Source organism: Arthrobacter sp. sptzw32, from assembly GCF_059089735.1.
On sequence record NZ_JBNHEZ010000003.1, the window covers coordinates 22,403 to 34,776 of the forward strand.

Genomic DNA, 12,374 nt, shown 5'->3' on the forward strand with positions numbered 1-12,374 from the left:
AGCACTTTGAAAAGCAGGCACATGAGCACCGTCCTAGAATCACCCACGGCAAAGAGCACCTCCTCCCCCAATATCGCCATGGCCATCATCGCCCTAGCCATGGGCGGGGTGGGCATCGGGGTCACCGAGTTCACCATGATGGGCCTGCTCAAGGAAGTGGAACAGGGCCTCAACATCAGTACGCCCGAAGCCGGGCACCTTATCTCCGCCTACGCGCTGGGCGTGGTGGTGGGCGCCCCACTGCTTGCCGCCGTCGGTGCAAAGCTTCCGCGCAAAAATCTCGCGCTGGGCCTCATGCTGTTCTTTACTGTCGCCAACCTCACCTCTTTCCTGGCCCCTGATTACGGGACCATGCTCGTGTCACGGTTCGCGGCCGGCCTACCGCACGGCGCGTTTTTCGGCGTTGCCGCTGTCATCGCCGCCTCGCTCGTGCCCGCCACCCGCCGGGGTTGGGCCATCTCCATGGTTATGGCAGGTCTCAGCATTTCAAACGTCATCGGCGTGCCGGCGGCAACGTGGGTGGGACAAACCTACGGCTGGCGGCTGCTCTTTATCCTTGTAGGCCTCCTCGGGGCGCTGACCCTGGTGCTGATCTGGCGCTTCGTTCCCTTCCACGAGGCCCACCCTGATGCAAGCATCCGCCGGGAACTTGGGGCGCTGAAACGGCTGCAGGTGTGGCTTGCCATCATGATTGGCATCGTGGGCTTTGGCGGATTTTTTGCCACGTACACCTACATCTCCCACACGATGACCCATGTAGCCGGCCTCCCGTCCGCGCTGATTCCACTGGTGGTTGCGCTTTACGGCCTGGGCATGGTGGCCGGCAACGTGGTGGGCGGCAGGATCGCCGACAAATCAGTGATGGGAACCCTGTACAGCGTGCTGCCTGCCATCGCGGCAGCCCTGGTGGTGTACGCCATCGCCGCCCACTGGCCCTGGTCAGCGCTGGTGATGGTCTTCGTGGTGGGAGCAGCCGGGTCCATGCTTGTGCCTGCGCTGCAGACCCGCCTCCTGGATGCCTCCCCGGACGCGCCGTCCCTGGCGTCGTCCCTGAACCACGCTGCCCTCAACGTAGCCAACGCCCTGGGCGCTTTCCTGGGCGGGCTGGTCATTGCCTGGGGTTGGGGCTATGTGGCCCCCGCCCTGGTGGGCGCATGCCTGGCTGTACTGGGGCTTGGTGTTGCCCTTGCAAGCGGGATGCTGGAACGCCGAAAACCACTTGCCGCGTGAACCCTATTAGGGGCTGACGCCTGCGGGGACCTGCTGGGAACGGGCACTGGCATAGAGGCAGACCGTGGCAGCAGTGCCGAGGTTAAGGCTTTCCGCAGCTCCGTAAACCGGAACTGCCACCCTGTGGTCAGCCAGGCCCAGCTCCTCCTGGGACAACCCCTGCGCTTCATTGCCGAAGAGCCAGGCGGTGGGGGCCGCCAGGTCGTACGCGGAGTCGGGTCCTGCACCGGTAAGCCTGCGCCGGGCGTTCTCGTCCTGCAGGGCATCAAGATTGAGGGATCCGTAACCGTCCGCTGCCAGGATCCCGATCCCCCGGGCGCGGCATGACGCCGCGAGGCGGTTCACGTCGGCCCCGAGCACCACGGGGAGGTGGAACAGCGATCCCGCGGTGGAGCGGACCGCCTTGGGGTTGTAGATGTCCACGCTGGAGCCCGTGAGCACCACTGCGTCTGCTCCGGCGGAATCTGCCGCACGCAGAACGGTTCCGGCATTACCGGGATCACGGACCTCGCACAGGACGGCGATCAGGCGGGGACCGGCGTCGAGCACTTCCTCCAGCGTGACGTCCAGGAAGCGGCAAACGGCAATGACTCCCTGCGGGTTGACAGTATCCGCCATAGCGGCCAGGACGTCCTCCGTGGCAAGCCGGGCGTTCGTGCCTTCGGACAGCTCCTCGAACTCCGGAAACCGGTCCAGGCAGGCTTCGCTTGCGAAGAGCTCCATAACCAGTCCGGGGGCTCCTGCGGCCACGCGCTGCTGGTGCAGCTTCAGTGCTTCGCGCACCGCTTGCGGGCCCTCAACCAGGAACTGGCTGCGCTTTAAACGCGCCGGGCGCCCGGCAAGTTTTGCCACATCCCTCACCCGATCTGCTCGGGGGTTGGAGAGTGGAAAATCCTGCGGGCGCCCAGTTTCGTTCATATAGGAAACCTTAGTGGCTAGGGCCACGGGTTCCTGAACTGCCCCTCGTCCGAGGGAAGGCAGGTACTACTGTGCAGCGGCAACCCTCTTGGCGGAGGTGTCGGCCGGCAGCGAGTCCTTGGCAACCTGGACCAGCGCAGCAAAGGCGTTGGCGTCGGAAACGGCCAGTTCGGCGAGCATGCGGCGGTCAACCTCAACCTCAGCGGCCTTCAGGCCCTGGATCAGACGGTTGTAGGTGAGGCCATTCGCGCGGGAAGCAGCGTTGATGCGCTGGATCCACAGGCGGCGGAAGTCGCCCTTCTTCTTCTTGCGGTCACCGTAGCTGTACACAAACGAGTGCAGCAGCTGCTCTTTTGCCTTGCGGTAAAGGCGTGAACGCTGTCCACGGTAGCCCTTTGCGCGTTCAAGGATAACCCGGCGCTTCTTGTGGGCGTTGACCGCCCTCTTCACACGTGCCACGTGCGTACTCCTTCGAAAATTCTGCTCCCAAGCATCTACTGCCGGAATTTCCCGGCGGCCTGAGAAGGCTTTTTGGTAGGTGACTTACACCAGGTGGTGGTCAGTCAGAAAACTTGGAAACTAGATGCCGAGCATCTTCCGGATGACCTTGGCATCGCCCTTGAAGACGATCTTGTCGCCGGCGAGGCGGCGGGTCAGCCTGGAGGACTTGTGCTCGAGGTAGTGGCGGCGGTTTGCCTGCTGGCGGCGCAGCTTGCCGCTGCCGGTCAGCTTGAAGCGCTTCTTAGCACCACTGTGGGTTTTCATCTTCGGCATGGGAACCGATCTCCTTACGTGTCCGCAGGCTGGGCCTGCAGTTCTATCGCGCAGCTGCCCCAAGGGACGGCGTGCTGGTTGCTGACTGCCGGAGGACGAACTCCGGCAGCTGTGGACTAAGTTGTCTTCTTGCCGGCCGGCTTCGGCACTGCCTTGGGGGCAGGGCGCGCGGCAGGCTTGGGTGCAGCCGGCCTGGCCACCGGCTTCGGCGGAGCAGGCACTGCTGCAGGCTTCGGCGCCGCAGCTGCCGGCTTGGCAGCTTCGGGCTTTTCCGCAGCCGGCTTGGCGGCCGGTGCTGCAGCCTTGGGTGCCGGAGCGGCAGCAGCCTTGGGTGCGGGAGCGGCAGCCTTGGGCGCAGGAGCCTTTGGAGCTTCCTGCTTCGGAGCTTCCTGCTTGGGAGCTTCCTCCTTGGCAGGTGCCACAGGTGCGGCCGGTTCGACGACGGGAGCAGCCTCCTGCTCAGGAGCCTCAGTCACTGCTTCCGGCTCCGTCGAGATGGTGAATCCCTCGGGAAGCAGGTCCGCGAGGGACTGCGTCAGCGGTGCCTGGTCGTCACCGGAAACGTCGATGCGGCCAGCTGCCTTGGCTTCGTTTTCTGCCTTGGCTTCAGCCCGCTGCGTTGCGCGGCGTGCTTCGGCTTTGGCCTCCGCCTTGTTTTTCAGGGGCCCAACCACCATGACCATGTTGCGGCCGTCGATGCGGGGGCTGGATTCGACCACGCCGACTTCAGCGACATCCTCAGCAAAGCGCTGCAGCAGCCGGATGCCCATCTCGGGACGCTGCTGTTCGCGGCCGCGGAACTGGATCATGGCCTTGACCTTGTCCCCGGCGCCGAGGAAGCGCAGGGCATGCCCGCGCTTGGTCTCGTAGTCGTGGGTGTCGATCTTCAGGCGGAAGCGGATTTCCTTCAGAACGGTGTTCGTCTGGTTCTTCCGTGCTTCACGTGCCTTGACTGCGGCCTCGTACTTGTACTTGCCGAAGTCCATCAGCTTGCACACCGGAGGCTTCGCCTGAGGTGCAACTTCAACGAGATCAAGGTCAGACTCGGCGGCCAGGCGCAGGGCATCCTCAATACGGACGATTCCTACCTGTTCACCTGCAGGGCCGACCAGCCGCACCTCGGGGACGCGGATACGCTCATTGATTCTTGGCTCGCTAATGTTAAAGCTCCTGTGTTGTTGTGGAATCCCGGCAAATAGAGAAGGCCCCCAATTGCCGGAGCAATCGAAGGCCTCAAAGATTGGCTGTGCCTGCCCCAATAAAGGACTGCACAGAGGGTGTCCGGCTGTGCCGGTTCCAATGCCAACCAGTACCCGGCAACCTTGCGTTCCATTAATTCCTTGGAACAGCGGTTGACGCGGGTGGGAGAGAACTCCGCTTGCAAACTGCATGCCATCTTACAGAAAAAATTCCCGCCAACGCAGTGAAGCGCCGGGGGAACCTTGATTGTTGGGAACAATCCCTGAAATAACGACATCCAGTCGGTCTGTGTCAAGCTTACCAGTATGAGCACCCCAGACAGTAATTCATACGTTTTCGAGCCTGCAGACGCCGGTTCCGACGTCTCCCAGCAGATCCGCGACATCTCCGAAGTGCCGGCCATCGAGGTCATCACCACCGCCGCCGTCCACCTGATGAGTGCCGCAGCGGTCAAGCTTGGCCTCGCGGCGGAAGAGAATGCCGCAGAGCTGAAGGACCTGGACGAGGCCCGGAAACTGATCACCGCCCTGGCCGGCCTGGTCACCGCCGCCGCCCCGGAGATCGGTTCCCAGCACGCCGGCCCGTTGCGCGATGGGCTGCGTTCTCTGCAGCTTGCTTTCCGCGAAGAGTCGCTGATTCCTGACGCGCCGGGCAAGGGCCCGGGCGAGAAGTACACCGGCGCGGTCAACTGACGCCGCAGCGCACAACTGAGCAGACCGCGACGGCGGGCCGACCTTTCAAGGTCGGCCCGCCGTCGTCGTCTCCCGTCCAATTCAAAGTCCGCACCGGCGGCGTGGCTTCATCCGGAAGTAAGGTCAGCGCGTGGCCCTGCGGCGCCGCTGAAGGACCATCCCCGCGAGGCACAGCGCCACGCCTGCGGCTCCCACCGCTACGAAGCCGCCGGAGGGCCCTGCCCGGTCGATGAAAACGCCCGCCAGCGGCGCCCCGAGAGCAACGCCGGCCGTGAGTGCGGAGCCATACCAGCCCATCGCCTCGCCGCGCCTCGCCTCATCCACCAGGTCCGCCACTTTCTCTGAGGCAGAGGAGAGGACCGGGGCGCAGAGGAGCCCCGGCAGGATGGCAACCAGCGCAAGCGACCAGGTGTCGTGGGCGAATCCCATGGGAATTGTCAGGGCCGCCATCCCGAGGAGGAGGATCATGGGCGGGACGGGCCGGTGCATGGCGCCGTACACCAGGCCGCCCACCACGGAGGCTGCGCACCAAAACAGGAAAACAATGCCGATTTCGGCCTGGTGGCCGCCTGTTTCGAGGGCGGCGACAATACCGACGTCGGTGCCGCTGAGGACCATTCCCGCCCCGGCGGCAACAGCGAAAAGTGCGGCGACGGTAGCGGTGAACCAGGTGAAGCTGCCGGCCACCCTGTCCTTCAGGCCGGTGCTGCGGGCAGTGCGGGCGGCAGCAGGGGCCAGGTCCGCGGCAGCCTCCTGCAGGTGCGCCGGGGCTGTGGCGATGACGGCCGCCTCGGCGGCGCGCTGCTGGTCCGCCTCGCCGTCCTCCCCGGTGGCACTGCTGCGCGTTGGCGGGTTGAACCACATCAGGAACAGGCCGGCCAGGGAGGTGCAGACGCCCACAATGGTCAGGCCCGCTACGCTGAAGCCGCTGGTGGCCGCGATGGCACCCGCAGCAGGACCGATCATAAAGACCACTTCGGTGGTGATGGCGTCCAATGCAAAGGCGGTGCGGCGCTGTTCGCCTTCGGCCAGCACGCCGAGTGACTGGCGCACCACGCTGAAGATGGGCAAGGTGAGCAGTCCGCCCACGAACACCAGGGGAAGGAGCACCTCATAGGACACGTGCGGCACGATGGACCAGATCACCGTCTCTGATACCACGGAAGGAATCAGTGCCCTGCGCAGGCCCACGGTGTCCACCCTCCGGCCGCGCCACGGAGCACCCAGGGCGATACCGATGGTCATCACGGCAGCGGCCGTACCGGCGGCTGCGTAGCCCTGGCCAAGGGTAAGCACAATATGCAAGGTCAGCAGCACCCCGGCCGCCGAGTGCGGAATACGGGCGATCAGGCCCACCAGCAGCAGCCGCCTGATGGGTTGGACGGCCAGCAACTCCCGGTAGAGAGCGAAATTCACGAAAGGATCCTTCGGTCTGCCGCAGCCGGCCGGGGATCCCCCTCCTGGCAGCAGCTAGTGGACAGCGCGCCGCAGTTTTATTTCGATGGAGTCGACCCGCTCACCAAACAATACATTCCGGGACCACAGGGCCTGCAGTCCGGCCACCAGTTGCTGAACCGCGTCGGCGTCGAGACCCTCTGCCAGGTACAGCACCACCTGCAGCTCAGGCCCGGCGCCGCCGCCGGCAACGATAGCTCCGTCAGCTGTGCGGGCAGCCACTCCCCTGCCTGGCAGGAGTTCCAGGCTCCGTACCGCCGCGAAGCCTCCTGCTGACTGGCGCATCATTGCCGCCAGTTCCGGGTCGGCGTAGGACGGAGTCCAGTCCTGCTGCTGGGCCAGCGCCCACATGGCCGGCCTGCGCACCACGAACGTTACGTCCGCCCCCGGGTCCAGAACCAGGAGTTCAGCGCCTTCGGAGACAGCCGAGAGCGCGGCCCGGGCAGCGTAGACGGCCACCGGCCGGGCTCCGGGATGCCAGGCAGCCAAGGCTGCCGCGGTGGTGAAAGCGGGCATCGCGGTCCTGCCATCGGCCGCTTTGAGCGTAACGAGGGCCATATCTGCCTGCTTGTCGGCCTGCAGGCCGTCCTGCCCCTCCCCTTCTTCGGCAAGCTGGGCAACGATCGGGATGAAGACCCGGGCGGTGGCCAGCGAGGCAATGACTCCTGCTTCGTCCCCGCGCCCTGCCTGCAGGTCCGCGACGGCGGTGAGGTAGCCGGCGTCGGCCGTTCCGTCGTCGTCCTCGAAGTTATGGATCTTGGCTTGGTCTCCCGCCAGGCTCCGTCCCGTCCAGGGCTGTCCGGCGGAATCAGCGGCACCACCGGCTCCTGCCAGTGCGGCGGCGATGTGTCCGGGAAGGTGGCGCTGGGCAGGGGCGCCGGATTCGTTGGTGGCCATGGAGTGACTGGATCGGCTGCCAGGCGCCTAGCGGCGGCCTGCGACGTCGAGTGCTTCGGGCAGCGTGAAGGCGCCGGCGTACAGGGCTTTGCCGACGATGGCACCTTCGACACCCAAGGGAACCAGGGAACGCAGGACCTTGAGGTCATCCAGGCTGGAAATGCCGCCTGACGCCACTACGGGCTTTCCGGTCTTTTCCACCATCTGGCGGAGCAGTTCCACGTTGGGTCCCTGCAGGGTGCCGTCCTTGGTCACGTCGGTGACGACGTACCGCGCGCAGCCTGCCTCTTCGAGCCGGCCCAGGACGTCCCAGAGGTCCCCGCCCTCCTTGGTCCAGCCGCGGCCGGCCAGGGTGGTTCCGCGGACATCGAGTCCGACGGCGATCTTGTCGCCGAAGCGTTCGATGGCCCTGCGGGTCCATTCGGGGTTCTCCAGCGCCGCGGTACCCAGGTTCACGCGGGCGACGCCCAGGTCCAGGGCCGCCTCAAGGGTTTCATCGTCGCGGAGCCCGCCGGAGAGCTCAACATTGATGTCCAGCCGGCCCACAACCTCGCGGAGCAGGTCTGCGTTGGAACCACGGCCGAAGGCCGCGTCCAGGTCAACCAGGTGGACCCATTCCGCTCCCTGCTGCTGCCAGTTCAGCGCCGCCTCCAGCGGTGTACCGTAACTGGTTTCGCTGCCTGCTTCGCCCTGCACCAGCCGGACGGCCTGTCCATTGACGACGTCGACGGCGGGCAGCAGTTCAAGTACCGGCAAATCGATAGCGGAGTTCATCGTGATCCTCATTGTTGGGGGCAGGGGTGTGCGGCGGAGGGTAACCGGCAGCTGGCCGGAGGGCAGCTAGTTTTCCGGCAGCGTGAGCAGGTAGGCGGCCAGCAGCGCCATGCCGGCCAGGACGTAGAACGAGACCTGGGTCCAGAGCGGCTTATGCTGCTGCCGGAAGGACAGGGCGCCGCCCACCAGCAGGCCGGCGAGGCCCATCAGGATAACGGACCACATTCAGGCGCCGCCGGGAGAGGTTTCGCCGGTTTCCTCCGGCTTGCCGGCCACGGAAGGCTTGCGGAGGGCCTCCACCCAGTTGTGCAGCAAACGGGCGCCGGCGTCCCCGGACTTTTCGGGGTGGAACTGGGTAGCGCACAGTGGCCCGTTCTCAACCGCGGCGATGAACGGGGCGCCGTGCTCGGACCAGGTAACGAGGGGTGCGGCCATCCGGGGCTGGACGACGTCGAAATTCCAGTCCTGCACGCCGTAGGAGTGAACGAAGTAGAACCGTTCGTTCTCGACGCCGGCGAAGAGCTTGGACCCGTCGGGCACCTTGACGGTGTTCCAGCCCATGTGCGGGACAACTTCCGCCGGAAGGAGTTCGACCTTCCCGGGCCATTCGCCGATGCCTTCAGCTTCTGTGCCGTGTTCCACGCCGGCTTCGAAGAGCACCTGCAGTCCAACGCAGATGCCCAGGACCGGGCGACCGCCGGCTACCCGCCGGCCGATCAGGCGGATGCCGTCCACGGCCTTAAGTTCACGCATCACGGTTTCGAAAGCACCAACGCCGGGGACAACCAGGCCGTCGGCGTTCAGGACGTCCTCGGGCTTTGAGCTGAGGATCACCTCTGCGCCTGCCCGCTCAAGGGCGCGGACTGCCGAGCGGACGTTTCCGGAGCCGTAGTCCAGCACGGTAACGGTGGGTTTTCCCTCGGGCGACGGCAGCTTCTGCGAAGCCGACGGATCGATGATGGCGCCGTCGCGCAGCACCTGGCCGCTCACAGCGCACCCTTGGTGGAAGGAATGCCCTCAACACGCGGATCGGATTCGACGGCGGCGCGGAGGGCCCGCGCGAACGCCTTGAACTGAGCCTCAACGATGTGGTGCGGGTCCCGGCCGGCAATGACGTTCATGTGGAGGCAGATCCCGGCATGCAGGGTTATCGCCTCAAAGACGTGGCGGGTGAGCGAGCCCGTGAAGTGGCCGCCGATCAGGTGGTACTCCTGGCCTGCCGGCTCACCTCCGTGAACCAGGTAGGGGCGGCCGGACACGTCAACCACCGCGTGGGCCAATGCCTCGTCCAACGGAACGGTGGCTTCGCCGAAGCGGCGGATTCCTGCCTTGTTTCCCAAGGCCGTCCGGAGCACCTCTCCGAACGTGATGGCGACGTCTTCCACCGTGTGGTGGACATCGATGTGGATGTCTCCCGTGGCTTTCACGGTCAGGTCGATCAGCGAGTGCTTGCAGAGCGCCGTCAGCATGTGGTCGTAGAAGGGCACCGACGTATCAATGTCCGAGATGCCCGTGCCGTCCAGGTTGATCTCCACGAGCACGGAGGATTCACTCGTGGCACGCTCCATGCGTGCGGTCCGGGCCGCATTGGCTCCTGTGGAACTCATGGTCAAGTGTCCTTTGGGAAGAAGGAGTGGTTCAGGGCGTCCAGCGCCGCTGCTTCAAGTCTAGGCCGGAAGCTTTGGCTGGCCGGTAAGGATACCTTCCAGGGAAGTAAGGAAGGCTGTGGTTTCCGTCTCAGTACCTGCTGTCACCCGCAGATGGCCGGGGATGCCGACGTCGCGGATCAGGACGCCCGCATCGAGCAGTTCCTGCCAGACCTGGTGGGGATTCTCCAGCCCGCCGAAGAAAACAAAATTGGAATCGGAGGCCGCCGGCTTGAGGCCCAACCGCGTCAGTCCGGCCACAATACGGTCGCGCTGCTTTTTGATGTCTTCAACATCGGCCAGCAGCGCCTCGCGGTGCTGGAGGGCCGCGAGGGCAGTTGCCTGGGTTACAGCCGACAGGTGGTACGGCAGGCGCACCAGCCTCAGTGCGTCGGCAACTTCCGGAGCCGCGGCCATGTAGCCCAGGCGCGCTCCGGCGAGGGCGAAGGCCTTGCTCATGGTCCGTGAAACGATCAGCCGCTCCCGGCCCGGCAGCAGGGTCAGGGCGCTCGGCGTCCCGTCGTGTGCGAACTCGTGGTACGCCTCGTCCACGATGACGATGGTCTGGCTGGCGTGCCCGGCCTCGTAGACGGCCTCCACCACATCGAGCCCCAAACCTGTTCCCGTAGGGTTGTTCGGCGAGCAGAGGAAAACAATGCTGGGCTGCAGCTCCTTCACTTGGAGTGCTGCGGATTCTGCACTGAGGCCGTAGCCGTCAGCGCGCTGGCCCACGATGTATTCCGTGTCCGTGCCACTGGCAAGCAAGGGGTACATGGAGTACGTGGGCGGGAAGCCCAGCGCGGTGCGGCCGGGACCACCGAAAGCCTGGAGAATCTGCTGGAGTACTTCGTTGGAGCCGTTGGCCGCCCAGACATTCGACTCGTCCAGGCCATGCCCCAAGTATTCCGCCAGAGCCTTGCGCAGCTCCGTGAACTCGCGGTCCGGGTAACGGTGGAGGCCTGCGGCCGCGTCCGTAACGGCGGCGGTGATGGCGGCCCGTACGTTCTCAGGGACACCATGGGTGTTCTCGTTGACGTTGAGGAGGATAGGGACGTCCAGCTGGGGTGCACCGTAGGGGGTAAGCCCACGAAGGTTGCTGCGGAGGGGTAACCGGTTGAGGCGCTCTAGCTGGTCATTCACCTGAACAGTTTAGTGCCAGCCCGGGGAGCCGGAAAATGTGACGGCTTCCCGTTCGCGCTGAGCCGGCCTTCACGACGGGCCATCAACGTCCTGTCCGCGTTGGCCTCCAGCAGCCGGCGGGTGAGCGGCACCTACCGGGTGGGGACGTACAACTGCTGCCCCGGGAAGACCGCGCCGCCGGTCAGGTTGTTCAGTTGGACGATGTCAGCCACGACGTCACGCGCATCCCGCTCCGGGGCAACGCTCCCGGCGATAGCCCACAAGGATTCCCCTGCCTGGACGGTAACGGTAACGGCAGGGGTAACGGACAGGTCAGCCGCCGAATCGGAGGCCTTTGCCGGCGAGTTGAAGAATCCGGCCAGGGAAAGCAGCAGGGCCGCGAGCAGGACCAGGGGAATGCCGATCAGGACGATCTTCCCGCGGCGCGTCAGGCGCAGGGGCGGCAGGGGCACAGGCCCCTCCTCCGGCCTGGGCTCAGGCCCGGACAAGTAGTGCACTGAAAATGAATCCCGCGAAGCAGATGTAGCTGACATGACTTAGCCCTCCTGGACCGTACTGTGCTGCCCGATATTCCCCTCCGAAGCCGCCGCCTTGGCGGCCCTTGCCGCCTGTTTTCGAATGGCTTCGACCGGAGTAGAACAAATGTTCGAACTTTGCTCCCTCTGTTTTAGCACTTATCAACGAACATTGTCGAGACTCGCTAGAACAGATGTTTGAAAAAGCAATGTGGCTGGCCTAGTTTTGAGAGAAAGAACAACCACTCTGAAAGTTGATCAGCAGGGTCTGACAATTCCGGCGTGAACTTCAGGTCCGGGCCACAGGAGTCCGGGGCAACCGAAAGGCATTGGCGAATATGGCAGCAGCAGCCGCCGGGGGCAGGGCAACCTCCCAACCGAAGAAGACCGCCAAGGGCCTGACGCCGCGGCAGAAAAGGATCCTCGAGACCATCCAGCGCTCGGTCAATGACAACGGGTATCCGCCGTCCATGCGCGAGATCGGTGACACCGTGGGCCTGGCAAGCCTGTCCAGCGTCACGCACCAGCTTTCGCAGCTGGAAAAGCTTGGCTACCTGCGGCGCGATCCCAAGCGGCCGCGCGCCATGGAAGTGTTGATGCCCCTTACCCTCGACGGTGGTTCATCCAAGCAGGCGGCGGAGCCTGCCCCTTCCCTTCAGGGGGCCGGCACCGTCACCGTTCTTCCCACCGCCATGGACACAGCCATGGTCCCCCTTGTGGGCAGGATTGCTGCCGGTGGTCCCATCCTGGCTGACCAGCAGGTGGAGGACGTCCTGCCGCTCCCCCGCCAGCTCGTGGGCCAGGGGGAACTGTTTATGCTCAAGGTGGCCGGTGATTCCATGGTGGACGCTGCCATCTGCGACGGCGACTGGGTGGTGGTCCGCCGCCAGGCAGATGCGGCCAATGGAGATATTGTTGCTGCCCTGCTTGACGACGAAGCCACTGTTAAGACTTTCCGTCAGCGCGACGGCCACACCTGGCTGCTCCCCCAGAACACCCAGTACGAGCCCATCCTTGGCGACCACGCCACCATCATGGGCAAGGTAGTGTCGGTGCTCCGCTCGCTTTAAACGGCCCCGGAGTTCGAACACACCTGTGCCTCCAGCTATGAGCGCCCCGGCCCGTCAGCCGGG

General features: G+C 65.1%; 15 protein-coding genes. 3 read left to right on the plus strand and 12 right to left on the minus strand.

Translation table 11 applies throughout. From position 1 onward, the window contains the following. Window positions 1-21: 21 nt before the first annotated feature. Window positions 22-1,230 (plus strand): MFS transporter, encoded by a 1,209-nt coding sequence (locus AC5RVN_RS06630; protein ID WP_494040818.1) that lies wholly within the window; start codon window positions 22-24, stop codon window positions 1,228-1,230. A gap of 6 nt (window positions 1,231-1,236) precedes the next feature. On the opposite strand, the gene AC5RVN_RS06635 is transcribed toward AC5RVN_RS06630, so the two are convergent. From AC5RVN_RS06635 to infC, 4 genes are all read right to left on the minus strand, one after another. Next, complete coding sequence (locus AC5RVN_RS06635; protein WP_494137445.1) at window positions 1,237-2,148, minus strand: TrmH family RNA methyltransferase; 912 nt, start codon at window positions 2,146-2,148, stop codon at window positions 1,237-1,239. 66 nt (window positions 2,149-2,214) lie between these two features. Then, window positions 2,215-2,607 carry a 50S ribosomal protein L20 gene (gene rplT, locus AC5RVN_RS06640; protein WP_494040820.1) on the minus strand — a complete coding sequence of 131 codons (393 nt, stop codon included), beginning with the start codon at window positions 2,605-2,607 and terminating at the stop codon, window positions 2,215-2,217. A gap of 120 nt (window positions 2,608-2,727) precedes the next feature. Next, window positions 2,728-2,922, minus strand: a complete 195-nt coding sequence (rpmI, locus tag AC5RVN_RS06645) for a 50S ribosomal protein L35 (protein ID WP_009358635.1) — start codon at window positions 2,920-2,922, stop codon at window positions 2,728-2,730. Between the two features lie 116 nt (window positions 2,923-3,038). Continuing rightward, a complete protein-coding gene (gene infC / locus AC5RVN_RS06650) occupies window positions 3,039-4,040 on the minus strand; it encodes a translation initiation factor IF-3 (RefSeq protein WP_494040821.1) in 1,002 nt (333 codons plus the stop codon). Window positions 4,041-4,427: 387 nt separating this feature from the next. Here infC and AC5RVN_RS06655 point away from each other — a divergent pair, with 387 nt between their 5' ends. Further along, entirely contained in the window at window positions 4,428-4,814 is a 387-nt protein-coding gene (locus AC5RVN_RS06655) for a DUF1844 domain-containing protein (RefSeq protein ID WP_494040822.1), read from the plus strand. Window positions 4,815-4,937: 123 nt separating this feature from the next. Here the strand turns inward: AC5RVN_RS06655 and AC5RVN_RS06660 are convergent, their stop codons facing one another. The 8 genes from AC5RVN_RS06660 to AC5RVN_RS06695 form a co-directional block, all read right to left on the minus strand. Next, window positions 4,938-6,230 (minus strand): MFS transporter, encoded by a 1,293-nt coding sequence (locus tag AC5RVN_RS06660; RefSeq protein WP_494137446.1) that lies wholly within the window; start codon window positions 6,228-6,230, stop codon window positions 4,938-4,940. 54 nt (window positions 6,231-6,284) lie between these two features. Beyond that, complete coding sequence (locus AC5RVN_RS06665) at window positions 6,285-7,166, minus strand: SseB family protein (RefSeq protein WP_494137447.1); 882 nt, start codon at window positions 7,164-7,166, stop codon at window positions 6,285-6,287. Window positions 7,167-7,193: 27 nt separating this feature from the next. Further along, window positions 7,194-7,940 carry a bifunctional 1-(5-phosphoribosyl)-5-((5-phosphoribosylamino)methylideneamino)imidazole-4-carboxamide isomerase/phosphoribosylanthranilate isomerase PriA gene (gene priA / locus AC5RVN_RS06670; RefSeq protein WP_494137448.1) on the minus strand — a complete coding sequence of 249 codons (747 nt, stop codon included), beginning with the start codon at window positions 7,938-7,940 and terminating at the stop codon, window positions 7,194-7,196. 66 nt (window positions 7,941-8,006) lie between these two features. After that, window positions 8,007-8,165: a hypothetical protein gene (locus AC5RVN_RS06675; RefSeq protein WP_494040826.1), complete on the minus strand. Its 159-nt coding sequence runs from the start codon at window positions 8,163-8,165 to the stop codon at window positions 8,007-8,009. Continuing rightward, complete coding sequence (hisH, locus tag AC5RVN_RS06680; RefSeq protein WP_494106483.1) at window positions 8,166-8,930, minus strand: imidazole glycerol phosphate synthase subunit HisH; 765 nt, start codon at window positions 8,928-8,930, stop codon at window positions 8,166-8,168. It abuts the gene before it with no gap. Further along, window positions 8,927-9,547, minus strand: a complete 621-nt coding sequence (gene hisB / locus AC5RVN_RS06685; RefSeq protein WP_494137449.1) for an imidazoleglycerol-phosphate dehydratase HisB — start codon at window positions 9,545-9,547, stop codon at window positions 8,927-8,929. Before hisB ends, hisH begins: the two co-directional genes overlap by 4 nt. A 60-nt stretch (window positions 9,548-9,607) precedes the next feature. Continuing rightward, window positions 9,608-10,726 carry a histidinol-phosphate transaminase gene (locus AC5RVN_RS06690; RefSeq protein WP_494106482.1) on the minus strand — a complete coding sequence of 373 codons (1,119 nt, stop codon included), beginning with the start codon at window positions 10,724-10,726 and terminating at the stop codon, window positions 9,608-9,610. Window positions 10,727-10,857: 131 nt separating this feature from the next. Beyond that, on the minus strand, window positions 10,858-11,259 hold the full coding sequence (locus tag AC5RVN_RS06695; RefSeq protein ID WP_494137450.1) for a LysM peptidoglycan-binding domain-containing protein: 402 nt from the start codon (window positions 11,257-11,259) through the stop codon (window positions 10,858-10,860). A 320-nt stretch (window positions 11,260-11,579) separates the two neighbouring features. Between AC5RVN_RS06695 and lexA the strand changes: the two genes are divergently transcribed. After that, window positions 11,580-12,311, plus strand: a complete 732-nt coding sequence (gene lexA / locus AC5RVN_RS06700; RefSeq protein WP_494106481.1) for a transcriptional repressor LexA — start codon at window positions 11,580-11,582, stop codon at window positions 12,309-12,311. The last annotated feature ends 63 nt before the right edge of the window (window positions 12,312-12,374 follow it).

What these genes read in the sequence shown, in the direction of transcription:
- priA (WP_494137448.1), bottom strand. Translation starts at nt 7,940, where the DNA reads ATGAACTCCGCTATCGATTTGCCGGTACTTGAACTGCTGCCCGCCGTC.
- rpmI (WP_009358635.1), bottom strand. Translation starts at nt 2,922, where the DNA reads ATGCCGAAGATGAAAACCCACAGTGGTGCTAAGAAGCGCTTCAAGCTG.
- hisB (WP_494137449.1), bottom strand. Translation starts at nt 9,547, where the DNA reads ATGAGTTCCACAGGAGCCAATGCGGCCCGGACCGCACGCATGGAGCGT.
- lexA (WP_494106481.1), top strand. Translation starts at nt 11,580, where the DNA reads ATGGCAGCAGCAGCCGCCGGGGGCAGGGCAACCTCCCAACCGAAGAAG.
- AC5RVN_RS06630 (WP_494040818.1), top strand. Translation starts at nt 22, where the DNA reads ATGAGCACCGTCCTAGAATCACCCACGGCAAAGAGCACCTCCTCCCCC.
- AC5RVN_RS06655 (WP_494040822.1), top strand. Translation starts at nt 4,428, where the DNA reads ATGAGCACCCCAGACAGTAATTCATACGTTTTCGAGCCTGCAGACGCC.
- AC5RVN_RS06675 (WP_494040826.1), bottom strand. Translation starts at nt 8,165, where the DNA reads ATGTGGTCCGTTATCCTGATGGGCCTCGCCGGCCTGCTGGTGGGCGGC.
- AC5RVN_RS06665 (WP_494137447.1), bottom strand. Translation starts at nt 7,166, where the DNA reads ATGGCCACCAACGAATCCGGCGCCCCTGCCCAGCGCCACCTTCCCGGA.
- AC5RVN_RS06695 (WP_494137450.1), bottom strand. Translation starts at nt 11,259, where the DNA reads ATGTCAGCTACATCTGCTTCGCGGGATTCATTTTCAGTGCACTACTTG.
- AC5RVN_RS06635 (WP_494137445.1), bottom strand. Translation starts at nt 2,148, where the DNA reads ATGAACGAAACTGGGCGCCCGCAGGATTTTCCACTCTCCAACCCCCGA.